General features: G+C 40.6%; 20 protein-coding genes. 10 read left to right on the top strand and 10 right to left on the bottom strand.

Annotated elements, in window-relative coordinates; all coding sequences use genetic code 11:
- The first annotated feature begins 176 nt into the window (after positions 1 to 176).
- Positions 177 to 2,243, top strand: coding sequence for a M13 family metallopeptidase (locus G399_RS0119260; RefSeq protein WP_006014850.1), 2,067 nt, complete (start codon positions 177 to 179; stop codon positions 2,241 to 2,243).
- Between the two features lie 243 nt (positions 2,244 to 2,486).
- On the opposite strand, the gene dbpA is transcribed toward G399_RS0119260, so the two are convergent.
- The 3 genes from dbpA to G399_RS0119245 form a co-directional block, all read right to left on the bottom strand.
- Entirely contained in the window at positions 2,487 to 3,911 is a 1,425-nt protein-coding gene (gene dbpA, locus G399_RS0119255; protein WP_006014847.1) for an ATP-dependent RNA helicase DbpA, read from the bottom strand.
- Positions 3,896 to 4,942 carry a dihydroorotase gene (gene pyrC, locus G399_RS0119250; protein WP_026843903.1) on the bottom strand — a complete coding sequence of 349 codons (1,047 nt, stop codon included), beginning with the start codon at positions 4,940 to 4,942 and terminating at the stop codon, positions 3,896 to 3,898. The genes dbpA and pyrC overlap by 16 nt, the downstream gene beginning before the upstream one ends.
- Before the next feature lie 99 nt (positions 4,943 to 5,041).
- Positions 5,042 to 5,959 carry a hypothetical protein gene (locus G399_RS0119245; RefSeq protein ID WP_006014841.1) on the bottom strand — a complete coding sequence of 306 codons (918 nt, stop codon included), beginning with the start codon at positions 5,957 to 5,959 and terminating at the stop codon, positions 5,042 to 5,044.
- A 199-nt stretch (positions 5,960 to 6,158) separates the two neighbouring features.
- On the opposite strand from G399_RS0119245, the gene G399_RS0119240 reads away from it, so the two are divergent.
- Entirely contained in the window at positions 6,159 to 7,913 is a 1,755-nt protein-coding gene (locus G399_RS0119240; protein WP_006014839.1) for a bifunctional lysophospholipid acyltransferase family protein/GNAT family N-acetyltransferase, read from the top strand.
- A 78-nt stretch (positions 7,914 to 7,991) separates the two neighbouring features.
- Here G399_RS0119240 and G399_RS0119235 read toward each other — a convergent pair whose 3' ends face one another.
- Entirely contained in the window at positions 7,992 to 8,555 is a 564-nt protein-coding gene (locus G399_RS0119235) for a PhnA domain-containing protein (protein ID WP_006014836.1), read from the bottom strand.
- Between the two features lie 77 nt (positions 8,556 to 8,632).
- Positions 8,633 to 9,139, bottom strand: a complete 507-nt coding sequence (locus tag G399_RS0119230; RefSeq protein ID WP_006014833.1) for a hypothetical protein — start codon at positions 9,137 to 9,139, stop codon at positions 8,633 to 8,635.
- A 412-nt stretch (positions 9,140 to 9,551) separates the two neighbouring features.
- Between G399_RS0119230 and G399_RS0119225 the strand changes: the two genes are divergently transcribed.
- Both G399_RS0119225 and G399_RS0119220 read left to right on the top strand, forming a co-directional pair.
- Positions 9,552 to 10,523 (top strand): aldo/keto reductase, encoded by a 972-nt coding sequence (locus G399_RS0119225; protein ID WP_006014831.1) that lies wholly within the window; start codon positions 9,552 to 9,554, stop codon positions 10,521 to 10,523.
- 79 nt (positions 10,524 to 10,602) lie between these two features.
- Positions 10,603 to 12,669, top strand: a complete 2,067-nt coding sequence (locus G399_RS0119220; RefSeq protein ID WP_006014829.1) for an alpha-amylase family glycosyl hydrolase — start codon at positions 10,603 to 10,605, stop codon at positions 12,667 to 12,669.
- A gap of 386 nt (positions 12,670 to 13,055) precedes the next feature.
- Here the strand turns inward: G399_RS0119220 and folE are convergent, their stop codons facing one another.
- Complete coding sequence (folE, locus tag G399_RS0119215; protein WP_006014827.1) at positions 13,056 to 13,757, bottom strand: GTP cyclohydrolase I FolE; 702 nt, start codon at positions 13,755 to 13,757, stop codon at positions 13,056 to 13,058.
- A 191-nt stretch (positions 13,758 to 13,948) separates the two neighbouring features.
- On the opposite strand from folE, the gene folM reads away from it, so the two are divergent.
- The 3 genes from folM to G399_RS0119200 all read left to right on the top strand — a co-directional run bounded on the left by folM (position 13,949) and on the right by G399_RS0119200 (position 16,812).
- Positions 13,949 to 14,656, top strand: coding sequence for a dihydromonapterin reductase (gene folM / locus G399_RS0119210; protein WP_006014825.1), 708 nt, complete (start codon positions 13,949 to 13,951; stop codon positions 14,654 to 14,656).
- 151 nt (positions 14,657 to 14,807) lie between these two features.
- A complete protein-coding gene (locus G399_RS0119205) occupies positions 14,808 to 15,875 on the top strand; it encodes an agmatine deiminase family protein (RefSeq protein ID WP_006014824.1) in 1,068 nt (355 codons plus the stop codon).
- A gap of 46 nt (positions 15,876 to 15,921) precedes the next feature.
- A complete protein-coding gene (locus G399_RS0119200; RefSeq protein ID WP_006014823.1) occupies positions 15,922 to 16,812 on the top strand; it encodes a carbon-nitrogen hydrolase in 891 nt (296 codons plus the stop codon).
- Positions 16,813 to 16,836: 24 nt separating this feature from the next.
- Here G399_RS0119200 and pdeM read toward each other — a convergent pair whose 3' ends face one another.
- Both pdeM and G399_RS0119190 read right to left on the bottom strand, forming a co-directional pair.
- Complete coding sequence (pdeM, locus tag G399_RS0119195) at positions 16,837 to 17,562, bottom strand: ligase-associated DNA damage response endonuclease PdeM (protein ID WP_006014822.1); 726 nt, start codon at positions 17,560 to 17,562, stop codon at positions 16,837 to 16,839.
- Positions 17,559 to 20,024 (bottom strand): ligase-associated DNA damage response DEXH box helicase, encoded by a 2,466-nt coding sequence (locus tag G399_RS0119190; RefSeq protein ID WP_006014821.1) that lies wholly within the window; start codon positions 20,022 to 20,024, stop codon positions 17,559 to 17,561. Before G399_RS0119190 ends, pdeM begins: the two co-directional genes overlap by 4 nt.
- Before the next feature lie 163 nt (positions 20,025 to 20,187).
- On the opposite strand from G399_RS0119190, the gene G399_RS0119180 reads away from it, so the two are divergent.
- The 3 genes from G399_RS0119180 to G399_RS0119170 all read left to right on the top strand — a co-directional run bounded on the left by G399_RS0119180 (position 20,188) and on the right by G399_RS0119170 (position 23,297).
- The gene (locus G399_RS0119180) at positions 20,188 to 21,204 is read left to right on the top strand and encodes a ligase-associated DNA damage response exonuclease (RefSeq protein WP_006014816.1); all 1,017 of its coding nucleotides are present in this window, start codon (positions 20,188 to 20,190) and stop codon (positions 21,202 to 21,204) included.
- A 36-nt stretch (positions 21,205 to 21,240) separates the two neighbouring features.
- Positions 21,241 to 22,878 carry a cisplatin damage response ATP-dependent DNA ligase gene (locus G399_RS0119175; protein ID WP_006014814.1) on the top strand — a complete coding sequence of 546 codons (1,638 nt, stop codon included), beginning with the start codon at positions 21,241 to 21,243 and terminating at the stop codon, positions 22,876 to 22,878.
- 182 nt (positions 22,879 to 23,060) lie between these two features.
- Positions 23,061 to 23,297, top strand: coding sequence for a hypothetical protein (locus G399_RS0119170; protein WP_006014811.1), 237 nt, complete (start codon positions 23,061 to 23,063; stop codon positions 23,295 to 23,297).
- A 142-nt stretch (positions 23,298 to 23,439) separates the two neighbouring features.
- Here the strand turns inward: G399_RS0119170 and G399_RS0119165 are convergent, their stop codons facing one another.
- Both G399_RS0119165 and G399_RS0119160 read right to left on the bottom strand, forming a co-directional pair.
- Positions 23,440 to 24,282, bottom strand: coding sequence for a hypothetical protein (locus G399_RS0119165; protein WP_006014808.1), 843 nt, complete (start codon positions 24,280 to 24,282; stop codon positions 23,440 to 23,442).
- 9 nt (positions 24,283 to 24,291) lie between these two features.
- Positions 24,292 to 24,669 carry a GntR family transcriptional regulator gene (locus G399_RS0119160; protein ID WP_006014804.1) on the bottom strand — a complete coding sequence of 126 codons (378 nt, stop codon included), beginning with the start codon at positions 24,667 to 24,669 and terminating at the stop codon, positions 24,292 to 24,294.
- Positions 24,670 to 24,858: the final 189 nt, after the last annotated feature.

Raw genomic sequence — 24,858 nt, 5'->3', positions numbered from 1 at the left:
ATACCTGTAAATAGCCACCGCAAACGTAACAGAGCAAGAATACATGTCGCTCACTTCAGCCATCTAATAGACGCTTTAATGTTACAAGTTATTTCAATTTCGTGTTTGTAGTTGATTCTTTCTACTTTGGCTATAAGGTAATGAGTCACTAACGAACAGAACCATAGGACATGAAAATGAGGCACCTCAAAAAGGCACTGTTAGCCCTTAGCGTCGCTATTGCAGTTGGCGCCTGCACCCCCGCGCAACAATCAACAGAAACAATGCCAATAGCGGCTGAACAAAAAGTCGCAATGAAATCAGGTATTCTTACACAGAACATGGACTTAAGTGTTCGACCTGGTGATAACTTTTTTAATTATGTGAATGGCACATGGTTGAAAACGACAGAAATCCCGGCAGATAAGGCATCTTACGGAAATTTTGCAATTTTGGCTGACGAAGCGCAAGAACACGTCAAAGCGATTATTGATACAGCCTCACAGGGCGACTACGCGGCCGGCTCTGATGAGCAGAAGGTTGGCGACATGTACAGCTCATATATGAACATCGACAACCGCAATAAAGTAGGCGTCAAACCGTTAAAATCAGAGTTTGATAAAATTGCTGAAATTACTAACTACGACCAACTCGTTGAATACTTCGCATATTCAGTTAAATATGGTTACGCCACCCCAGTCAGTTTTTTCCAATACGCTGATTTTAAGTCACCCAATGATTACGCACTCTATGCATGGCAAGCCGGTATTGGTTTGCCTGACCGTGAGTACTATTTTAAAGAAGATGAAGACGGTAAAAAAATTCTTGCTGCCTACCAAGCGCATATTGAAAAAATGTTTACTTTAGCTGGCTTAGAAGATGGCGCAAAAAATGCTGAAATGTTGTTAGCACTTGAAACTAGAATTGCCCAACAACACATGAAAAAAGAACAAGCGAGAAACTGGGCTGAAAACTATGACAAACTGAGCATGGACGAATTGAGAGCCCTAATGCCTAATTTCAACTGGAATGTTTTTATAAAAGCGTCAGGTTTTGAGATGCCAGAAACTATGATAATCATGCAAAATGACTTCTTAGCCGGTATCGATAAGGTGATTGCTGAAACTTCACTTGATGATTGGAAGTCATTTTTACAATGGGGCGTAATTAATTCCTCAGCTGGTTCATTAAACATGGCAATGGATAAAGCAAATTTTGACTTCTACAGCACCGTATTATATGGCGTAGAAGAACAGCGTCCAATGTGGCGTCGTGCGACCGGTTTACTGAACAGCACATTAGGTGAAGTAATTGGTAAAGTTTACGTAAAACAACACTTCCCACCAGAAGCCAAACAGCGCATGCAAGTCATGGTTGATAACCTTATTTCAGCTTATCAAGTTAGCATTAAAGATCTGGATTGGATGACTGATGAAACGCGTATTCAAGCGCTTGAAAAATTATCTAAGTTTACGGTGAAAATTGGCTACCCTGATAAGTGGAAAGACTATTCCGCATTAGAGGTATCTGATAACGACTTATTTGGTAATTTACGCAATGCCGCAAATGTGACGTATGCTGAAGAATTAGCAAAACAAGGCAAGCCTGTAGATAAAACGGAATGGGGTATGACTCCACAAACAGTAAATGCTTATTACAATCCAACAGCAAATGAAATTGTGTTTCCTGCTGCAATATTACAACCTCCGTTCTTTGACTTAGAAGCGGAAGATGCAGTTAACTATGGTGGTATTGGCGCAGTTATTGGTCACGAAATCGGTCATGGCTTTGATGATGCCGGCAGCACGTTTGACGGTGACGGCGTATTACGCAATTGGTGGACTGATACTGACCGTGAAGAATTTAAAACAAGAACCGCTAAACTGGTGGAGCAATACAACGAATTTGAACCGTTAGAAGGTATCTTCGTCAATGGTGAATTTACATTAGGCGAAAACATTGGTGACCTTGGTGGCATAAGCATTGCGCTTAGAGCATATCAAATGTCATTGGATGGTCAAGCGTCACCTATTTTAGATGGGTTTACAGGTGAACAGCGTGTTTTCCTCGGTTTTGCTCAAGTCTGGGCTGGTAAGTACCGTGATGAGGCCTTAAAAAGCCAAATTAATACTGACCCGCACTCGCCTGCTCAATTCCGTGCAAATGGAGCGGTTCGTAACGTTCCTGAGTTCTACAAAGCGTTTGACGTGAAACCAACTGATGCACTTTATCTTCCAGAGGAAGAGCGTGTGAAGATTTGGTGATCGCTTAGTTATAGGCGAATTTAAATTTGCCTATAACGCTTTTAAAACAGCTTTTAAAACAGCTTTTAAAACAGCTTTTAAAACAGCTTTTAAAACAGCTTTTAAAAGAATAAAAAAAGGGATCGATTAGATCCCTTTTTTATGTACTTTATATATAATTTTACTGGTGTTAATACCTTCAAACTGGAGCTGCGATCTATTCGTAAACGTCATATCCCTCAAACAAGGTTTGCTTGCTCTAACTTATAGTTTTCTAGCCTTAAAGCGTTTCCCTTTGATACGGCGTTCACGAAACTGACTTAAAACACGTTTGACGCTTCTCGCTTTTATAGCAATGTAGGTATTGCGAGCAGAAATCGAAATTTTACCAATATCTTCGCCAGGCACTTCAGCCTCTTTGGTCAACGCGCCTAAAATATCACCCGGACGTAACTTGTCGCGTTTACCACCATCAACTGCGATACAAACAAATTCAGGCTCTCTTATTCGGTTTGCATGAAAGCGCACACCTTGTATATGTAGCTTACTGATTTTAGCATCTGTTTTCGCTGCTATTTCATCCAACTTACCTTCTTCGGTATCATCAATTAAAGTGATCGCTAAGCCTTTTTCGTCGGCTCTACCGGTACGCCCTATTCGATGCGTATGAGTATCTATATCTTCACTTACTCTATGGTTAATCACTAAATCAACGCGTTCAATGTCGAGTCCGCGCGCAGCAACATCAGTGGCTACTAAAACGCTCACGGTTTTATTCGCAAATCTGGCTAATACTTGACTACGCTCGGATTGTTCTAAGTCACCGTGTAAACCGACCGCAGTGAAACCCATTTGGTATAACTCATCACTGAGTTCTCTGGTTTCACGTCTCGTACGGCAAAATACGATAGTCGATTCAATTTGATGATGAGTTAGTAAAGCTGCTACTGCCTGAGTGCGATGTTCGTTACTAATCCGATAAGCTTGCTGTTCTATGTTCGGCGCTGATTGACCATCGTCAACCTTTATGATCTTTGCATCGCGTTGATATTGATCCGTAATGCTTTTTATCTGATCGGGGAAAGTAGCCGAAAATAACAAGGTTTGTCGTGTTGCTGCTGAGGATGTTCGTGAAAGATGATGCATGACCACCCGCATCTCATCTTCAAAACCCATATCAAGCATGCGATCAGCTTCATCTAGAACAAAACAATTCACTTTTTTTAAGCTCAATGTGCGCTTACCAATATGATCCATAATACGCCCTGGAGTGCCAACAACAACATTCGCACCGTAACGCAATGATATTATTTGCGGACCCATTGGCATGCCGCCAACTAAAGACACCACCTTTAAGTTAGACATGCGTTTAGCCAACAAGCGAATTTGTTCAGCGACCTGCTCGGCTAATTCGCGGGTTGGACACATAATAAGGGATTGTGGATTTTTAGCTTCAACATCAATTTTACTTAGCAGCGCTAATCCAAACGCGAGTGTTTTACCACTGCCTGTTTTTGCTTGTACAGCAACATCAGCACCTGCTAATACATCAGGTAAGCACGCTTGTTGAGTTTGCGTCATTTGCGTAAACTCTAAGGCATCTAAGGCTTCCATCAAAGGTTCTGATAAACCTAAACTAGAAAATGAAGTCGCGCTATCTGTCGCAGTTGATGTCATGCTAATTTCCATTGTAGGGTTTCACCTGCAAAAAATGGCACTATTTCATCATCGGTGACACCGTTTGTGGGTAATTTAATACTGCTAGGAACTTCCCAGCTTTGTTTGTTGAGTGTGATGGTGCCTTCATTGCGCGGCAATCCATAAAAATCAGGACCAAAGTGACTAGCAAAACCTTCTAGTTTTTCAATAACACCTAAATCTTCAAATACCTGCGCATACAATTCAATCGCACTCCATGCACTGTAACAACCAGCGCAACCGCAGGCATTTTCTTTTTTATTTTTTTCATGTGGTGCTGAATCGGTACCTAGGAAGAACTTATTAGAGCCCGATGCAACCACTTCTCTCAATGCTTGTTGATGAGTATTACGTTTTAACACGGGCAAGCAGTAGTTGTGAGGACGCAAACCACCAACCAATAAATCGTTGCGATTTAGTAGTAGATGCTGAGGCGTAATGGTCGCTGCCACGTTGTCTGAAGATTCAAGCACAAAATCGACCGCTTCTTTGGTTGTGATATGCTCAAACACCACCTTTAAGTTAGGGAAGTCATTCACGATGTCACGCAAATAAGTCTCTATAAACGCTTTTTCACGGTCAAATATGTCAATATGCGCTTCAGTTACTTCACCGTGAATAAGTAGCAACATACCCACTTCTTGCATCGCTGCAAAAACAGGGTAGAGCGTCTTTATACCTTTAACTGCCGCGGCGGAATTGGTTGTCGCCCCCGCAGGATACAGTTTTGATGCAACAATACCCGCGGACTTGGCATTTTTGATTTCTTGTGCAGAAGTTTGATTAGTTAGGAACAATGTCACCAATGGCTCAAATTCAATGCCTGCAGGCACAGCATCTAAAATACGTTGTTTATAATCTAAGGCCATTTGAGTCGTCGTAACCGGTGGCATCAAGTTAGGCATAGCAATAGCTCGCTTAAAACAACGAGCGGTTGCTGGTACTGTTTCTTTGAGCATTTCACCATCACGAAAATGCAAATGCCAATCGTCTGGAGTTTGAATAGTAAGCGTTGTCTTCATGCCAAGTCCATCCTGCATATGAGTCTAAAATAGAGGTCAAAAATTATGCCCGGTAGTATGCCTTATTTAGGACCCAAGCGGGCAAAAAAACGACGTTAATTAATCATAACTTTTGTTTACTAGGCTATTTAAAGGAGTTAATGTGATTTTTGCAATAAACAATGGTTTTTCCTCCTTCCCATAAGCAACACATTCTTGGATCACCCGCGTTTTACTGCTTGATTCAGGACCAAACTCATTGGCATCCTCGGAAATATCTGGGCCCACAAGAATATTAATGGGATCGTTACTACGCAAATCTTCTAACTGCTGTTTGTCGATACAAAGTTTCTGAGTTTTATAAATCATAGGATGGGAAATTAAATCAATATCCTCAAACACTGCTCTTTCCAGTAATGCCGAGGAAATCAGCCCCAGTGGATACATTTCAGGAAAATCGACTTTGTCTGTAAACTCGTCAATAAATAAACTTTGTTCTGCGCCAGCACTGGCCAGAAAGTTTTTGGCGTTACCAACGATCATATATTTACGTTTTAAGAAATAATTAGTACCCGGCGCAAGCTCTCTATCAGGCAGCGAATTTAACATGTGCATCGGTGGTAATTTAGTCGGTAGTGACAACGTCATCTGATTAGCGTCGCGCTTGAATCCTACAATCGCAGGCTTTTTATTCGCCTTTAAAATAAAACGTCGACTGTAAACACTAGAACCATCGCCACTGGACCATTTGCCTTGTTTAAGGTTTACACTCACCTCATCATCAGGCACTACGCAGTGTACAAAATTAAACTCATATCCACTGAACCTAAATTGCTCAACATACAAATCATTAGCACTATTCATTGCCAGTAACTTGCACTGATACTCAACAAAACCTCCCAACTGAAAGCCAAGTGCTATAGGGCCCTCAAATAGATTTCCTCGTAACCAATGCCAACGACTCTTGTCGTGAAACAAGTTGAAATCATCCGTAGAGTTTCTGGCAATATCAATATGTAATTGAGACATTAGTAGCATCGGTTTCTCTCATATTTATTATCTTGTTAACAAACTATTTATAACTTGTGATAAAAGTTTAGGTCAGAATAGACATAATGCGAATATTAAATAAACCTGAAAGAAGCACTAACAAAATGAAAGAAAAAAGGATAATCTTGGTAATATAAAGAACCACTATTATCGACAAGATAGTTCAACTTCAAAGACATTGGAATTCATGCCGCGCGCCATTAGTATTCGCAATATATCTCCACAACCCAACTTTGGTAATAAGGTCCTTATTTGGTTTCTTGATCGCCTGCTTGGCATCAAAAAAATGGACCTACTCTATCGCCAGCATGAAATGCAAGGCTTAAGCAAAGAAGATTTTTCCGACAAACTCATTCAAATACTTGCATTAGATATTCATGGTATCGCCGAATTACAGGGTAAAATTCCCAGAAGTGGCCCCGTAGTGATTGCCAGTAATCATCCTTTTGGTGGCATAGAAGGTGTTATATTAGCGCGCAAAATTGGCCAAGTCCGACCTGACTTAAAGGTGTTAGCTAACAGAGGTCTGGGGATTTTTAAGGAAATTTCTGAGTACTTTATTTTTACCAATCCCCTGTCACCCAACGATCCAAAAAACGGACCTTCATTACGTCAATGCGTCAAACACGTTGAATCTCAGGGCGCCCTACTCATTTTCCCTGCAGGTAAAGTTTCTTATTATCAAAAGGCCAAGTCAGGTATAAGCGAGCACATTTGGAATAAACTGGTTGGTCGCTTGGTAAGCATCGATAAGTGTCAATACGTCCCGATTTTTGTCAATGGTAAAAATAGTGCTAGTTTCTATCGCATTGAAAAAGTGTATTTTAAATTAAGAATGCTTTTGTTAGGACACCAATTACTAAATAAAACCGGTGCTAAAATTGTCATCAATACTGGCAATCCTATTCAGCACAAGCACTTTGACAAACAACTTAGTCATAGCGAAAAAGCGATGTTATGCAGAGCATTAAGTTACGCTCAAGAGCAACGCTGGCGATATCAATGGCCTAGGGACAACGTAACCGAACAATTACCTATTATTAAAGAAATTGAATCGGCGCAATTAGTCGTTGAAATTGAAGCTCTGCCTAGCGATCAATTATTACTTAAAAATAAAGATTATTCGGTCTACTTCGGCTACCAGTCACAGCTTCCCTTGGTTGTTCGGGAGATTGCTCGATTGCGTGAAATTGTTTTTCGAATGCACAACGAAGGTAGCGGTCAGTCCTTAGATACAGATAAATTTGACGCAACCTACACCCACCTTTTTATCGTGAGAAATGTGAGTAAAAAAATAATAGGGGCTTATCGAATAGGATTTACTGACACATTGACGCAAAAACAGGGCCCAGAAGGTTTATATTTGCAAAAAATGTTTAATTTTAAATCCAACTTTGCAAACCAACAAGGTCCTTGCATGGAAATGGGCCGGTCATTTTTAATCCCTGAAATGCAAGGCTCATATCAAGGTCTGTTGTTACTTTGGAAAGGTATAGGGAGACTTGCAGCTAAGTTTCCACAATACCGAACCCTTTATGGAACGGTATCAATTAGCAAGTTATTCGACCCACGCAGCGTGAAGCTAATTGCACAAGGCTTAATAGATGCACAAAGTGCCTCACAGGTTGAACCGGTCAATTCATTTGAATTTGATACACATGCAGAAATAGACGAGTTAGCTCAAAAAATCAATTTACGAGACCATTTCACTGCATTTTTAACAAGTATTGAAGAGGATGGCAAAGACATTCCTGTTTTGGCGCGTCAATATCTTAAAATGGGCGCTAGATTTCATGCATTGGGCATAGATAAGAGTTTCAATCACACCCCCGGGTTGCTGCTGAGTGTACATTTCCCCAGTGCGCCAGAGAAGTTATTAAAACTGTACGTTGGCCAAGACTATAAGGCTTATCGTGATTGGGACGCCAATTCATCATGCTGAATATTATACTAGATTCTTGTCAACGTATTAAGAACCTTACTCTTGGTGTATATTTATCAAATGATGCAAAGAACAACATTAGTTCTTTTTAGTGTAAGCCGAGATAATGACAATTCTCTGGCCATTTACTTTACCTTCAATATGCAAAGGATTGTCGCTCAAGCCAATGTTTCGCACAGGAGTGCCTCGTTTAGCGGTAAAATTAGCTCCTTTTACATCTAAGTCTTTGATAATAGTAACGGCATCACCCGCAACTAGGGCCACTCCATTGACGTCAAGTGTTGGCTCATGGTCTTCCGCTACGCCCGCATCGCCCCATGCTTTAGTTTCTTCATCCATATATAGCATATCTAGTGCATCTTGCGCCCAAGATTCAGTGCTGCATCTATGTAGTAAACGATAGGCCAATACTTGCACCGCGGGAACCAACGACCACATCGAATCATTTAGGCAACGCCAATGGCTAACATCTAATTCAGTATTATCTTGTAATTGATCAGAACACGTAGCGCAGACTAAAACAGCGCAATTAGGGGTTTCATTGGGTGAATGCGGTAGTGAATAAACAGATAAATTTTCGGTGCTGGTACAAAGCTCGCATTTGTTATTACTACGACTGTATAAGGTGGTTTCTATAGACATATATTAAAACTGAATTGAGTGCGCTTGAGCGCATAATAACACGCAAACACACAAAAATAATGTGGATTTAAAACAATTTATGCTGAACGGGTTATGTACGAGATAGTGGAAGGCGCGTAACCAAAAAATTCAGGTAAGGCTTTGCCTTGCATATTTCGAATAATGCGAATAAGTGCATAATGGTGGATCGCATGGCTCGCTACAAATACAAGTTCCCGCTCTAGTGTTGACTCACACGTTGCGGCTTTGGTGTGACTCATATCTATGTCCGTGGTGACTAAAACGCGTTTATTCAATAACTGAGTACTACAAGTCTCGTTTAACCATACCGTTATGCTTTCACATGTTGCAATAGCTGAATGCGGAAATTGTTCAACATCTCCATGTCGGTTTCGCTTATTATAGTTAATTTCGCCGCTCGTGCTTGCCTGTTTTAACGCAAGAAAATGATCCACAATATGGCGTATATGAGCCCCAATGCTGCTTGAAAAATGAGGAGCCAATACTTCTTGGTAATCGGCTAGACTGATGTCATCAAGCACACTAATTGCTTGCTCTATTACATCTACATAACTATTTGACATGTTGTCCCTTTCACTTTTTAGTTCTTAACATTGCTTGCTACCACTTTTTGATTTATTCATTTTTTTGACCTTCCTACTACAGACCCTAGACTACTATAAATTATTTCATTTTTATTATATTTATCAGAATATTGACTAAAAAATTACGTTTTAAGTGTTCAAAATCAATTTTTTCTATCGATTTAATACTAAACAAGCATTTCGTTATAGATTCATGCCATAGCCACCAAAAAAATCACTTCTTTGCTTTTTCAGCACTTAATCTTTGCTAATTTATCCCGAATCTCTAAACTACAACTATTTTATAGCGATAACCGCCAAATGATGAAAACATGCTTAACCATACGTATTCATTTGTAAGCATTAGCGGATTGCTGTTACATTTATTTAACGACTTGCAGAGATTTACAAAATGACTGAGATCCCTATTCACGACTATTACCCTCACGCTAGCCAATTAGTTTATGGTTGCATGGGATTAGGTGGCGGTTGGAATGATACTCCCGCACAAGAAAAAGACGTAAAACAAGCACAGAAAATTATTGAAACGTGCCTTGAAAATAAAATAAATACATTTGATTTAGCCGATATTTACACCTTCGGCAAAGCTGAAGAAGTGTTTGGTAAAGTACTAAAATCAACACCTTCTTTACGTAAAAATATGGTGCTTCAAACCAAAGTTGGCATTAAGCTATCCCCAACACATGAAGTAAAACAATATGATTTGTCGCCCGAATGGATAACCTCAGCACTAAATAGTAGTTTGCAGCGCTTGAACTCCGAAAATGTCGATATTTTATTTCTGCACCGTCCCGATCCCTTGATGGATCTTGACGATTCAGCGGTCGCGTTGGAAAAACTGCACAAACAGGGTAAGTTTTCCCACTTGGCGGTTTCGAATATGCACGCAGGTCAAATCGCCTGGCTGCAGTCAGCAATCTCGTTTCCTATTATTGCGAATCAATTACAAATGAGCTTGCAGCACGCCGACTTTGTTGAAGAAAGTATAACGACCAACATGAAAGAAGGTTGCAACAGCGGATTTCCGCGCGGAACAATGGAATTTTGTGAGCAACAAAATATACAGTTGCAAGCATGGTCGCCACTTGCAAAAGGTATTTTCACAGGAAATCCGAGTGACAAGCCAACACTAACTGAACTGGCAACAACAAAATTATTGGCTCAGCTTGGCAATCGTTATTCAAGTAATCCAAACGCAATATTACTGGCTTGGTTATTGAAACATCCGGTCAATATTCAACCCGTGATTGGTACCACTAATGTAAAGAGAATTGTGGAGTGCGAGCAAGCGAGCAAAGTGAATTTATCCAGAGAAGATTGGTATTTGTTACTCGAAACTGCACGCGGGCAAGAAGTTCCTTAAACACGCAGTGGGTTTACAGAAAAAGTAAATCAGTCACACTTTATATAATTGGAAATAACGATACGGAAGAAACATTGATATGGGAATACGCAGTTCGGCTAGTCATCAAATAGTAAGAATACTGATGTTGAGTTCATTACTCCTTTCGTTAGGTGCTTGCTCGCAGCAAGCGTCGACGTCTGCAAAAAGCGTTGATCCTATCGTTATTAATGAGAATGCTGACTACTTAACTAGAGATGTAAAAGACGATATCTTTTACTTTTTAATGCCCGACCGTTTTCATAATGCAAATCCGAATAATGATAATGGCGACCCTAACCGTCCTATTTCTTTTGGTGGACTAGATAAAACCTCCAAATGGGCATTTCACGGCGGCGATATTCTAGGTGTTGAAACTAAATTGGACTATATCCAAAACATGGGTGTAACCGCTATTTGGATGACGCCTCTATTACGCAACCGTGCAATTCAAAGCGACGGCTTCGGACACCATGGATACTGGGTTATCGACTTTACAGAAATTGATCCTCATTTTGGTACAAATGAAGATTTACGTAGTTTAATTGATGCCGCTCATGCACGTGGTATTAAAGTATTTTTTGACATTATCACTAACCATACAGCCGATGTTATCAGATATAAAGAATGCCACAATCCAGATGGTACTTTTATTAAAACTCAGCCTGGCTGTGAATATAAAAGCACTGAACAAGTCGCAAATGGCGATACCTATACACCTTTTCTGCTTGATTCACAAAAAGCGGTTAAATTTCCAGCGTGGCTAAACGATCCAAGTTATTACAACAATCAAGGAGACAGTTTTTGGCAAGGAGAAAGTGCCATTAATGGTGACTTTGCTGGACTTGATGACTTAAAAACCTCTGACCCTAAAGTTGTTGCTGGTATGACTCAAATCTTCAAAAATATTATTGATGAATTTAAACCAGACGGATTCAGAATTGACACTGTAAAACATGTTGATTTAGGCTTTTGGCAGAGCTTTGGGCCTGCAATTATTGCTCACGCTAAAACGGTGGGTATCCCTAACTTTCACATATTCGGAGAAGTTTATGATGGCAATCCAGCGGTACTCAGCAAATTCACGACCGCAGGTAAACTGCCTTCAGTCCTTGATTTTGGCTTTCACTTTAATGTGAAAGACAGCCTGTTTGAGAATAAAGACGTAAACCGATTAGGTCAGTTATTCGACAACGATGACTACTACCGAGATGCCGATTCAGCACCCGATTTACTCATGAATTTTTTAAGCAACCACGATGCTGGCCGTGTGGGTTGGTTTATAAACCAAGGTTTTAAAAATATTTCAGAAGCTGAAAAACTACAGCGAAGTGTGCTCGGTCATGCATTTATGTATATGTCGCGCGGTATTCCTGTAGTCTATTACGGTGACGAGCAAGGTTTTACTGGCGATGGCGGTGATGTAGATGCGCGCGAAGACATGGACCCTTCATTAGTAGATGTTTATAATGACAACGCACTTATTGGTACACGCCAAACTACAGCGGACGATAACTTTAATCAAAAGCACCCCATTTACCAGTCACTGCAAAAATTTGCGAAATTACGAGCAGACCACCAAGCATTACGAACCGGCGTTCACCAGAACAGACTAATTGATAACGTTAATAGAATTATTGCATTTTCACGTATCGACACTAATGAAAAAATTGAATATTTGGCTATTTTTAACATAGGCATGCAAACACGAAAGGTATCAATAAAAGTAGATTCACTAAGTTACTCTAGCGTTTTTGGTAACAATGCAAAAGTACAACAGGGCCAATTAACGACTACCTTAGAGCCCCTGAGTTTTGTATTACTAAAAGCTGAGCAAATACATAAAGGTAGTGAAATTTTTGATATTGTTATGCCTCGTACATATATAGACAACGATCGTTTATTCGTTCCTGTAAATTTAATATTTGGCGAACAAAAAGCACTGCCATTCTCCGAAGTTGATTTTTACTTAATCGATAAGGAAGACCGTGAGACATTTATTGCAACGGATAATACGCAGCCATATAGAGCGGTTGTAATGCCTGAAGCCACACAATCCATGAAAGAACTCAAAGTGGTTGTGCGTGATGGGGTTGGCAATGAAATGAGCAAACGCTTCGCATTCTAATTCTGTTAACACGTCAGATTCAAAACGCGATTGTGACGATATGAATTTATATATTGCAAAGCTGGATACACATTAATTAAATCTGCGAATAGAGGAATGTTTGTAAACAATGCGAGTTTAAAAATGATATGAATATACACACTAAACGTACCGAATGGTGCCGGAGCGTTATAATTGCTAACGGTCATTGTGCAGTGAGGTAAGGACATTAAGAACATGCTGGGAGAGAATGCCTTTTTTGATGTTCAAAAACTCGTCTAAACAGGTGACAGGCAAACTCGGTTTCATTTAATAACATAGTAATTTGTGCATATTCTTCATTCAAAAAAAAACCCAAAGCAACTACTTTGGGTTTTTATCCAAATACATTCTACATTAAGACTTACTCAACCCTTGCTCTGAGTACTATTATAGAACTCTCGACGCAAGTCTGGGTTGCTGCTAAATGCCCCTCCTAACGAACTCGTTTTGGTATAAGACTGGCTATCTCTAATACCTCTAGCTTTAACACAGTAATGCGTTGCATTAATACTAACCGCAACATCATCTGTTCCGGTCAAAGCTTGGATGGCCACCATTACTTGCTGGGTAAGTCTTTCTTGCACCTGCGGGCGTTGCGCAAAAAAACCGACTAAACGATTTATCTTCGACAACCCGAGTACTGTGTCCTTCGGTATATAAGACACTGTAGCGGTACCATCAATTGTAACAAAATGATGTTCGCAAGTGCTGGTCAGACTGATGTCGGTCACCTGCACAGGTTGGTCAATGCTCATTTTGTTTTCAATTTGAGTTATTTTCGGAAATGCATGGTAATCCAGGCCAGAAAAGATTTCGTTCACGTACATTTTGGCGATGCGATTTGGCGTGTCTTGCAAGCTATCATCATTTAGATCTAGCCCAAGAGTTTCCATTACAACTCGCATTGCTCCTTGAATTCTTATTCTTTTCTCTTCGTTACTTAACCCGTTTTCGGCCATCGGCGTTTCAAGACCCTTGGCTTCCAATGCTCGTCGGACAATAGTCGCTTCAGCTGAAATTGAAGGTACAGCCGCTCCGCGAATTTTTATAGCTTCATTTGCTAACATTTGGTCTTCCGTTTAATTATGTATAAAGTAGTACGTAACACATTGTCAGAAAGGTTTACTTTTTCACCTTTGTTCCTTAAATTTTTCAAAAAAAGTTAATTTTGTTCGAATTTAAGAAAAGCAACGTATATCCTCTAAGCTTCGATTCACTGACCTATCAATAACGCATACCAAAAGGACTCGGTTTTTTCATGACTTCACCCATACTCATTACAGGTGGCACCCAACGCCTAGGCTTGGCAATAGCAAAAGATTTATTAGCTCAGCACTATAAAGTGATTGTAACATATAGAACAAAAAAGCCCTCAGTAGATGAATTAACAGCATTAGGTGCAATATTAATACAAGCTGACTTTTCAACTCAAGATGGTTTATCAAAGCTTATCTCAGATATAAAAAGTCACACCAAGTCATTACGTGCGCTTATCCACAACGCATCAGATTGGGATCAAGAAGCCGACACTGAAGATTACAACACACTATTTCAAAAAATGATGCAAGTGCACGCAAATGCGCCTTATCAATTAAATTTAGCATTTCAAGATATGCTGTCAGCGAATGATATTGTGAGCGATATTATTCACATGACCGACTATGTGCAAGTCAAGGGCAGTAAAAAACATATTGCATATGCGGCCAGCAAAGCCGCTCTGCATAATCTTACGTTGTCTTTTAGTGCACTGCTAGCGCCAAAGGTAAAAGTAAACAGCATCGCGCCTGCGTTGCTCATGTTTAATGACGATGACTCAGCCGCTTATCGTGAAAAAGCACTTAAAAAATCCTTACTTGAAATTTGCCCAGGCGCGCAAGAAGCAGTAAAGGCTGTTAATTATTTGCTTAGCAGCGATTATACAACCGGTCAGACATTGCATTTAGATGGTGGTCGACATTTAAAATAAGCGAATTATTCAATCATCTTTGGTAATGATCTATATTTTGTTGGACAGCCACGTCGAACTTTCTTAATAGCAACATAGCAATGGGCACAATAATCGCTATACTCAGAACATTCATTTTACGTGCTCGTTTTGGTTAGGAACTAAGCCAAATATGTCTTTTACAAATTCAATGCCAGATTTGACTCTTCTCCCTGAGTGGGCTGAGCAAGAAGCAGTTATTCTTGCATGGCCCAACACAGATACCGATTGGCAGCCGTGGCTTGACGATGTTCAAGATACTTACCTTGATTTAATTAATGCTATTAATAATGCTAATGCGATTGTTATTCTGCTTTGTCGTGAACAAGAGTTAGGTTTAATCAAAAGCCTTATCCCGTACAGGGCAAAAGTGCTCTGTGTAACCTGTGATTACAATGACACATGGGCTCGTGATTACGCATTTTTAACTTGCGAGTCAACTAATGGTAATGTACCGCTCAGTTTTCGGTTTAATGGCTGGGGTCAGAAATTTGATGCCACTGAAGACGACTCAATAAATCGACTCGTTTTAGCTCAGCTTTGTCAGCAACCTATGCAATACTGCGATATTGTGTTGGAAGGAGGTGCGCTTGAAATTGACCAAAACCAACATCTCATATCAACCCGTTCATGCTTATTTAACGAGTTGCGAAACGGCGCTCTAACTGAAAAAGAATATATTGATGTATTTACTGATAAACTGGGGGCGTCTAACATCAGCATACTAGAGCATGGTCATTTAGAGGGCGATGATACCGACGGACATATTGATACGCTGGTGCGCTTCACTCCGTTGCACGGTTTAGTTATTCAAGGCGCTTACAATCGACCAAATGATAGTCATTTTGAAGGGCTATTTAAGCTTCGAATGGAATGCCAGAGAGCATTTCCAACACATGCCATTTACGAACTTCCTTTGCCTGAAATGCATAACCAGGGTGGTGAGCGATTACCCGCATCTTATGCGAATTTTCTGATTTGTAATAAATCGGTATTGTTTCCCATTTATAAACAAGAAGAGGATGCAGAGGCGTTAAGAATCATTCAAAATGCATTTCCAAATCACAAAATTATAGCCCTTAATTGCACACCACTTGTTCAGCAATTTGGCAGTTTACATTGCATTACAATGCAGGTACCTTGCGGTACAATAAGACCAGAGATCATTGCAAAAGGACAACGTGGAGTGTGCGAACTATGAGTATTCAGTCGTCAGATAATCTGACTAAAAATTGGATTCAAAAGCAATGAAATTAAGCTTAAAAATAGGTATAGTTCAGCAGTCTGTTGGATCTAACAACAAGCTTGAAAACTGGACTAAGAGTGCACAAAGAGTCAAGCAGTTAGCTGCTGATGGTTGCGAATGTATTTTATTGCAGGAGTTACACAGTACTCTGTACTTTTGCCAACAAGAAGACGTGGACGCTTTTGATTTAGCGGAGCCAATACCAGGCGACGCAACGGCGTATTTTGGTCAACTAGCAGCCGCATTAAACATCGTTTTAATCACTTCACTATTCGAAAAACGCGGATCCGGTTTGTATCACAATACTGCCGTTGTTTTTGATCGCAGTGCAGCAATAGCTGGCAAATATCGTAAAATGCATATTCCAGACGATCCTGGATTTTACGAGAAATTTTATTTCACACCAGGTGATATGGGTTTCGAACCGATCCAAACCAGTGTCGGAAAACTCGGGGTTTTGGTTTGTTGGGATCAGTGGTATCCAGAGGCAGCTAGATTAATGGCGATGGCTGGCGCAGATATTTTATTTTATCCAACAGCAATTGGCTGGGATAAAACCGATACGCTTGACGAACAACTCCGCCAACAAGATGCATGGCAGACCATTCAACGAGCCCATGCCATAGCAAATTCGGTGCCGGTTGTTGTTGCTAACCGTGTTGGTTTTGAACCTTCACCCGTTGCTGGCGATCCGGGTATTCAATTTTGGGGACACAGTTTTATTGCCGGTCCACAGGGTGAAATATTAGCTCAAGCAAGCAACGCTGATGAGCAAGTGCTGGCAGTTGAACTCGACCTGCAGCGCACCGAACACGTGAAACGGATTTGGCCATATTTCAGAGACAGAAGAATAGATGCATATGCGGATTTAACGAAACGCTGGCGTGACTGAAAATAATTAGGCTTCTGTGCGGTGCTACTCGATGTTAAATATTTTTTGCCCATATAGAAAGTATTTTAATGATGTTTTACCTACCGTATTTTTAATGACTTCATGGTCAATAGAAAGCCCTCCAGTATACTGCCCAAAAGCGGGCATAAGTAATACTTCATTGCCAACAACAAAGCATTTACCCGACATCATGTGTCCGACTTTTTTGGTGCGCATTTTTGGATGGAAATGTCCTACGATTTGAGCTTCAATTGACTCGTAATCTTGAGCTTTTTTAATTTTTTCTTCAGGCTCATGCACTAACAAAAGGTTATTTACTGTCAGGTTTACGCTTGATAGACCGGCTATTTCTTTCGGTATTTCAGGGTCATGATTACCTAGTACCCATTGCCAATTTAGTACCGAGTTGACCATGCTGTTAAGCACCTCAATATTGCGTAAATCCATTCGACTAATTGCATTGCCATCATGAAAGCTATCGCCTAAACAGATGACGCATGAGGGTTGGTAAAGGGCCAATATGTTTTGCATGTTGTTAAGCGTTTTTTGAGTGTCAAGCCTTGGTATGGGGTTTGCAAATTGTGACAAAAAGCTGCCTTTTTCAAAATGCAGATCAGAAAAAACCAACAAGTCATAGGTAGGCCAGAACAAGGTGCCCGACGCATCTAAGATAATTCGATTACGCGCAAAATTAATGATATAAGCTTGCTGGCTTGTTAATCTTGAAATTAACCCATTTTCTAGTATCAAACTACTTTTCCTACATTGCTAAGACTAAGCAGATCTTTTACTTCTTGCAGCATATTTTCAGCCTCTTGATATAAACTTGCTTGTTCTAGCAAAGATTCAGCACCTTGCCCTTTTATTTGCTCGGACTTACCATTGAGGACAATAGGAATAGCCATCGGTGAGGCTTTGGGTAATACGTTGAAATCAAACTGCTGGTCGAATCGTACTAACATATCTGCTAAACGCGGTAAGTCGAGTAATTCACGTTCCGCGTCTTCTCTGGTAACCCGCAATAGTATGTGGTTAGGATCATGTTCACGCAATGTGTCATATATCAAATCTGTTGAAAATGTGACTTGCTTCATGGTTTTCTTGGTGCTGTGATATTGTTGTTCTATTAGCCCACTGACAATAGCAACTCTGCGAAACGAACGCTTGAGCATTGGTGCTGCCAGCATCCAATCTTCCAATTCAGCGCCTAAAATATCAGGATTAAATAAGCTTGTCAGATGTTCTCTAATGACGGCCTCTATAGAAGAAATTGAAAGCCCATAGTCGGTAATACTAAAACTAAGTGGTTTGAGCCCCATTTTTTCCATACGCCTTGTTATTAACATACCTAAGGTTTGATTTGCTTTACGCCCTTCAAATGTATAAAACAATGTGCACTGTGTCTGGCGGTAAGGAAATTGCTCAATGAGTACTTTATTAGCTTGCGGGATCATCGAAAAAGCACTTTGTAACTCAAGCCAATCGACAACTTGCTTAGGCATTTTATGCCACTCTTCGGGACGATTCAGTAAGTTACGAACGCCATCAGCTAGAAAGGTACTCAATGGCATTTGCCCACCTGAATAGCTAGGAATTTTCGGCTCTTTAGCCTTTCCAGGCTTAGCCTCAACGACCATGTCTCGAATACCTTCAAAACGCAGTACTTCGCCGGCGAAGTAAAAAGTATCTCCGGGTACTAGCGTTTGTGCAAAATACTCCTCTACTTCGCCGATAATTTTACCTTGATGAGAGCGCCGTAAACGCTTCACTTTTAACCTACCCGCTTCAACAATTGTCCCTATGTTTTGACGATGGCGCATAATTACGCGTTTTGAAGCGGGTTCAAACAAACCATCTTCACATTGTTTTAGTCGGTTATAGCGCTCATAAGCCTGCAGTGCATAACCACCGTTTTCAGTAAATTGCCAGAGTTGGCTAAAAGTGAGCCTATCAAGACCACCATACGGACTCGCATTGACGACCTGTTGGTAAATCGTCTCTTCATCTGCAGTCTCACTGCACAAACAGTTTAGAATGAATTGTGGTAACACATCAAGTGCGCCGGACAATGGCGCATCGCCGTCCAATTCATTGCGTTTAATCGCATTTATAGCGGACTGGCATTCCAAGGTTTCAAATCGATTTGCAGGCACTAATAGTGCTTGAGAAGGCTCATCCATCGTATGATTTGAACGCCCAATGCGTTGTAGCAACCGACTGACCCCTTTAGGTGCGCCCACCTGTATTACTAAATCGACATTACCCCAATCAATACCTAACTCCAACGCAGAGGTTGCAACAATTGCTCTTAGCTTTCCTGATGCCATCATCGCTGCTGTTTTTATTCGTTGCTCTTTACTTAACGATCCGTGATAAATCGCTATGGGCAACAACTGACTGTTTTCATTCCACAGATGTTGAAAAATTAATTCTGCTTGAGCTCTCGTATTTACAAAAACTAAGGTAGTTTGCGCTTGAGCAATTTGTAAATAGATTTCTTTGACTGCATATGTACCCATATTGCCAGCAAAAGGCATACGCTCTTTTGATGTTAAAATTTTAATCTTTGGTTTAACCGGACTGTTTAGCTGTAAAATATCGGTAGGTTCACCATTAACGCCCAACCAAGCTGCCAATGACGCTGGTTCTGCCACAGTTGCCGATAAGCCAAAACGTATCATTTTTGGGCTTAAATATTGCAGACGGGCCAACGCCAAAGCAGTAAAATCGCCGCGTTTGGTGAAGGCGAAACTATGTGCCTCATCTATAATAACATTTTTGACATTCCCAAATATCTGGGCTGCATCAGCATACGACAACATCAGCATAAGTGATTCGGGCGTTATCAATAAAATATTCGGTGGCTTTTTACGCTGTTGTAGCCGCTGATAAGAGGTAGTGTCACCCGTTCGAGCCCCCAAACTAATGCCAATACCCATTTCATCAATAGGCTGTTGCAAATTTCGATGGATATCATGCGTCAGGGCCTTCAATGGCGAAATGTAAAGTGTGTGAAGGCCTGTTTGCTTTTGCTGTGAAAGGTCGATTAGTGAGGGTAAAAAGCCCGACAGTGTTTTCCCTGCGCCGGTTGGCGCAATAAGTAAGGTTGATCTATTGTTGCGAAAAGCAGCAATCATCTTTTTTTGATATGGCCGCAATGTCCAGCCACGCTCTGCAAACCAGAGCACAAATTTATCAGGAATAGATTTCATTAAATAAATGTCAACTCTTATTGATGCAAAAGGCTTAGTAATTATTAACTCAAGCTGCAGACAAATTTGCCACTACTTTGAGCAAAAGTTGAAAATAAACGCACTAAAGAGTGATTTTATTCGTATCAAATTTAAGGTCATTTAACGTTTCATAATGAGTTATATGCAGCATCCTCGATATTGGATTAACAGCAACGAAAATGGATTGTACTGCGAGGCACTCGACGCCTATATAGACCCTATAAATCCAGTGCATCGGGCCATCATTACACACGGGCATGCTGATCACGCAAGACCTGGCCACGGTGAAGTGTACGCCACTCCTGAAACCATGGCCATAATGCGTATTCGATACGGCGATAACCATGCTGAAAAACAAATAGAGTTAAATTATAGTGACAACATTTCGCTGCGCAATGGCAGCTTAATGTTTAAACCTGCGGGTCATATTCTTGGCTCAGCACAGGCGGTCATCGATCATAGCGATCACCGCCTGATATTATCCGGCGACTACAAACGTAGCCATGACCCAAGCTGCGCAGCATTTGAAGTAACTCAGTGTGATGTGTTTGTTAGCGAAGCAACGTTTGGCTTGCCTGTATTCAAACACCCTCCTATTAACCAAGAAGTGAATAAGTTGCTAGCATCACTCGCTCTGTTCCCAGAGCGTTGCCATTTGGTCGGGGTGTATGCACTTGGCAAATGCCAAAGGGTCATTTTGGCATTGCGAGAACTGGGTTATCACAAACCTATCTATATGCATGGTGCTCTGTTGAAGCTGTGCGAATTATATAGCAGCTATGGTATTACGCTGGGCGATATTATTCCTGTTACAGAAGTTGAGAACCTCAAGTCATTAGCAGGTGAAATAGTATTAGCACCACCCTCCGCTCTAAATGACAGATGGTCACGTAAATTACCCAGTGTTATGACAGCAATGGCATCTGGGTGGATGCAAATACGCGCTCGGTCAAAGCAGCGTAAAGCCGAGTTACCACTTATCATCTCTGATCACTGTGATTGGCCCGAGTTACTGCAAACACTCAAACAAGTTAACCCGCAGGAAGTATGGGTGACTCATGGGCGTGAAGCTGCGTTAGTGCATCAAGCACAATTGATGGGGTATCAAGCAAAAGCCTTATCCTTAATCGGCCGTTCAGATGGCGATGATGATGAATAAATATGCAGGTCAATATAACAAAGTAGACCGGGGCTAATGGAAGCGTTTGCGAAGCTGGTTGATAAACTCTACTTCACCTCCAGTAACTTGGCAAAGTCGGCTATTTTACGCGATTATTTGCGTACAACGCCGACCCCGGATAAAGGCTGGGCGATCGCCGCAATTGCAGGTACTTTAAATTTTGATTTATTCAAGCGAAAACTAATAAAAGATTTAGTAAGCGCGCGAGTTGACCCGGTATTGTTTGATTTGTCTTATGATTATGTGGGTGAAATGAGTGAAACCGTCGCACATTTATGGCCCACTCCAAGCAGTAAAGAAGACAAGAAAACCAGCAAGCAATTACCTAGTTTAGACGAGCTTGTGAACTCGTTCAAACACAGTAACAAACAACAGGTTGAGGAGATTCTAGTTGAATTATTAGATCGCATGACTGCGGACCAACGTTGGGCATTAATTAAATTAGGCACCAGAGGCTTACGTATAGGTTTATCTGCTCGATTATTAAAGAAGGTCTTAGCCGAATACGCCAACGAACTATCACAAAATAGCGTTACCACTGAAGATATTGAGCGTGTATGGCACGGTGTAGAACCGCCTTATCTTGACCTCTTTGATTGGTTGGAAGGCAAAGCAGATAAACCCGATGTATCAAAAAAAATCACGTTTCAACCGGTCATGCTTGCGCACCCTATTGGTCCCCATGAGCTGACTCAAATTAACTCACAGTGCTGGCAAGCCGAGTGGAAATATGACGGCATAAGAGTACAGCTGGTCTGCAACGAAAATGGTAAAGCGCTCTTTAGCCGCACAGGCGATGACATTAGCGGTAGCTTTCCTGATCTGCTTGAAAATATTGATGAAAACAACATATCAGGTGTATTTGATGGCGAGCTACTTGCGATGAAAGAAAAACAAATAAATAGCTTTAATCAGTTGCAACAGCGCCTAAATAAAAACAAGCCCAGTAAAAAACTTATGCAGGAGATCCCAGTTGGAATGATGCTCTATGACGCTTTATTTATCGACGGTATTGACCTAAGAGGGCAAGTATTACGCCAGCGTGTCCTTACACTGACAGATTGGTTTAAAAAGCAATCAATTCAACCACCGTTAATAAAGCTGCTAAGGCTTTCTGAGCCTTTGCGGTTTAACAATCTTCGAGAACTTCATGCGCTGCGAGATCAAGCAAACACCTCTAACAACGGCTTTATTGAAGGACTTATGCTCAAAAATAGCAATAGTCTTTATGTGGCCGGCAGGCCCAAGGGACAATGGTACAAATGGAAGCGCGATGCAAAGCTAGTCGATGCCGTTATCATGTACGCACAACGCGGCCATGGCAAACGTTCATCCTTTTATTCGGACTACACCTTTGGATGTTGGCAAGATGATAAGTTACTACCTATCGGCAAAGCATACAGTGGTTTTACCGATGACGAGTTAAAACAAATAGATAAGTGGGTACGAAATAATACCATCGGGCGCTTTGGTCCGGTCAAAGAAGTGAAAAAAGAGTTAGTTTTTGAAGTTGCCTTTGACTCGGTTCACCATTCGAAAAGGCATAAATCGGGAGTTGCATTACGCTTCCCGAGAATTCATAGAATACGCTGGGACAAGCCGGCAAGTGAAGCAGACCTGCTGACAACGTTGATATTGATGGTCGAAGAATAAGCCAAAATCGTCACCAAGAACTCGACATATCTTTACTAATGACGACTTTCCTATGGGCCTTATGTTACAACTTCTAACAATCTAATCAAATTACATACTTGTACAGTTGAGCGATTTCTAATAACTTTAATACAACGTTAACTATTTTACGCTCCAGTATTGGAGCTAATCAGTGAGGACTTATGTCAGGACAAGGATCAGGCGGTAATGTAATTGCTGCAATTTGCTCATTTTTTATTCCCGGTTTAGGACAATTAGTACAAGGTAGAATAATGGTGGCACTGGCTTTCTTTATCGTCGCCACGGTCAGTTACGCTTTATCTGTCACCGTTATTCTGATATTTATGTGGCCTATCGGCGCAATTGCACACATCTGGTCAATCATTAGTGCTGCAAAATACAACGGCACGAGCGGATAAAACAACTCGCGCGCAAAATATGCGCGCATAACTTTTCGGATTAAATCAATCACTTTTATTTAGCGCCGTTTTCAACATTTAAAGTCTGTACTTTTACCATGATTGCAGCATTTTCTATTTATTGCGGCAACTAGTTAGCAATTTATCGCTTTTCTTCAAGCCCCTGATAAAAAGACGCTGGTAATTTGGATGCAAACGCGACCATCAGAAACATGAGATGAATATATAAAGATTGCATAAATATCCTGTACGAGAGTAAATCTAGTCCTGATATCCAAAGCGTTAAACAAAGATAATACAACGCGACAATCCAAATGGTAACATTCACTGAAATTGCATTTTGTTGGCCAACAAATCGTTGATTAGGGTCCTTAATCATCGCCAGCCTTTTATTATTCATAGTGAAATAAATCGTGATAATGAATATGCTATCTAAAAAAGCTAAGCCCAATAAATTTAAATATCCTCCAAAGCCATCAAATGGATGATTTACAAAATAGAAAACGCTACCAATAAATAAAAACTGTCCGCTGAATATGAATAAAATCATTGGCTTTGAAATAAAATCACGCACCCCCCTAACCTTCAGAGTCGCAACCCGTTTACCGTCACTATAGTCGGCCAATAACGAAAAAAAACGTTTTTGGATTGCCGCCATTACCAACACCGGAATAATAGCAATGAAGAATAAGCAGCTTAAACCAGCCTGGTTATCCCAACTAAACAATTCAGCTTGATTAACAGCAGCATGAGATACTATCGCAAATGACAATAAGAATAAGCCTGCAGCTACAATTTTAAAAATTCTTATGTTGGACAATAAGTAATCCTCAATTGCATTTTTTGCATTCGGGTACTGAGTCATACCATATCTTCTAGCAAAATCGATAAAGTTATTACGAATGATCATTGGTACAACAACTAAAGTGATAATGGCTTGGCTAAAAAAAAGCCAGTAGGTTGTGTTACTTATCCAGTCGAACATAATTCGCCCTCACTTTTTGGTATTTGTCATTGCTTGCGTAAATGCAATGCGTATTTCAGAATCTGTTGCTCCGGCTTCACGGTAACGATTCACCGCCAGGCAAACTTGTGAATCTAGCCATCCATTTAGATTAAATTGCACATTATCCAATGCATTAGGGTGTACATAAGTTCCCCTGTAGCCTTTGGTTTCTATTACTTTGTCACGCTCGAGAAGTCTATAAGCTTTGGCCACCGTTTTTGAATTTATGTCTAGGTCGTTTGCAAGTTGTCTGATAGAAGGTAAAGCATCACCTGCATAAAGCTGCTTTGTTTCTATCGCTTTTTTGATTTGAATAATCAATTGATTAAACAATGGTTCTGGCGAGTCCAGCTCAATCGTAATCATAAAATGCGCCTATTTGGGAGTGACTACTCAATTAACTAGCCTTAGAAATCGATATTTATGTTGATGGAGCATGTCGTATCGACTCCGTTAATATTGCTTGTTTCTATTTTTATTTTTATTTCTATTTTAAAAAACGTTTATCGCGTTGAGTTTTTATAATCATATTCAGAGCTATTAATTACATGTACC

It is taken from the genome of Brumicola pallidula DSM 14239 = ACAM 615, assembly GCF_000428905.1.
In the GTDB taxonomy this organism is placed as follows: Bacteria; Pseudomonadota; Gammaproteobacteria; order Enterobacterales; family Alteromonadaceae; genus Glaciecola; species Glaciecola pallidula.
Note: the sequence above shows the minus strand (reverse complement) of the source record. Positions and strands in the feature narration are given on the sequence as shown.

Excerpts from the sequence above, each read along its gene's own strand:
- G399_RS0119260 (WP_006014850.1), top strand. The coding sequence starts at position 177 with ATGAGGCACCTCAAAAAGGCACTGTTAGCCCTTAGCGTCGCTATTGCA.
- G399_RS0119190 (WP_006014821.1), bottom strand. The coding sequence starts at position 20,024 with ATGAAATCTATTCCTGATAAATTTGTGCTCTGGTTTGCAGAGCGTGGC.
- G399_RS0119200 (WP_006014823.1), top strand. The coding sequence starts at position 15,922 with ATGAAATTAAGCTTAAAAATAGGTATAGTTCAGCAGTCTGTTGGATCT.
- G399_RS0119165 (WP_006014808.1), bottom strand. The coding sequence starts at position 24,282 with ATGTTCGACTGGATAAGTAACACAACCTACTGGCTTTTTTTTAGCCAA.
- G399_RS0119180 (WP_006014816.1), top strand. The coding sequence starts at position 20,188 with ATGCAGCATCCTCGATATTGGATTAACAGCAACGAAAATGGATTGTAC.
- dbpA (WP_006014847.1), bottom strand. The coding sequence starts at position 3,911 with ATGGAAATTAGCATGACATCAACTGCGACAGATAGCGCGACTTCATTT.
- G399_RS0119235 (WP_006014836.1), bottom strand. The coding sequence starts at position 8,555 with ATGTCTATAGAAACCACCTTATACAGTCGTAGTAATAACAAATGCGAG.
- G399_RS0119245 (WP_006014841.1), bottom strand. The coding sequence starts at position 5,959 with ATGCTACTAATGTCTCAATTACATATTGATATTGCCAGAAACTCTACG.
- G399_RS0119225 (WP_006014831.1), top strand. The coding sequence starts at position 9,552 with ATGACTGAGATCCCTATTCACGACTATTACCCTCACGCTAGCCAATTA.
- folE (WP_006014827.1), bottom strand. The coding sequence starts at position 13,757 with ATGTTAGCAAATGAAGCTATAAAAATTCGCGGAGCGGCTGTACCTTCA.
- G399_RS0119205 (WP_006014824.1), top strand. The coding sequence starts at position 14,808 with ATGTCTTTTACAAATTCAATGCCAGATTTGACTCTTCTCCCTGAGTGG.
- G399_RS0119170 (WP_006014811.1), top strand. The coding sequence starts at position 23,061 with ATGTCAGGACAAGGATCAGGCGGTAATGTAATTGCTGCAATTTGCTCA.
- pyrC (WP_026843903.1), bottom strand. The coding sequence starts at position 4,942 with ATGAAGACAACGCTTACTATTCAAACTCCAGACGATTGGCATTTGCAT.
- G399_RS0119240 (WP_006014839.1), top strand. The coding sequence starts at position 6,159 with ATGCCGCGCGCCATTAGTATTCGCAATATATCTCCACAACCCAACTTT.
- G399_RS0119175 (WP_006014814.1), top strand. The coding sequence starts at position 21,241 with ATGGAAGCGTTTGCGAAGCTGGTTGATAAACTCTACTTCACCTCCAGT.
- G399_RS0119230 (WP_006014833.1), bottom strand. The coding sequence starts at position 9,139 with ATGTCAAATAGTTATGTAGATGTAATAGAGCAAGCAATTAGTGTGCTT.
- folM (WP_006014825.1), top strand. The coding sequence starts at position 13,949 with ATGACTTCACCCATACTCATTACAGGTGGCACCCAACGCCTAGGCTTG.
- G399_RS0119220 (WP_006014829.1), top strand. The coding sequence starts at position 10,603 with ATGGGAATACGCAGTTCGGCTAGTCATCAAATAGTAAGAATACTGATG.
- G399_RS0119160 (WP_006014804.1), bottom strand. The coding sequence starts at position 24,669 with ATGATTACGATTGAGCTGGACTCGCCAGAACCATTGTTTAATCAATTG.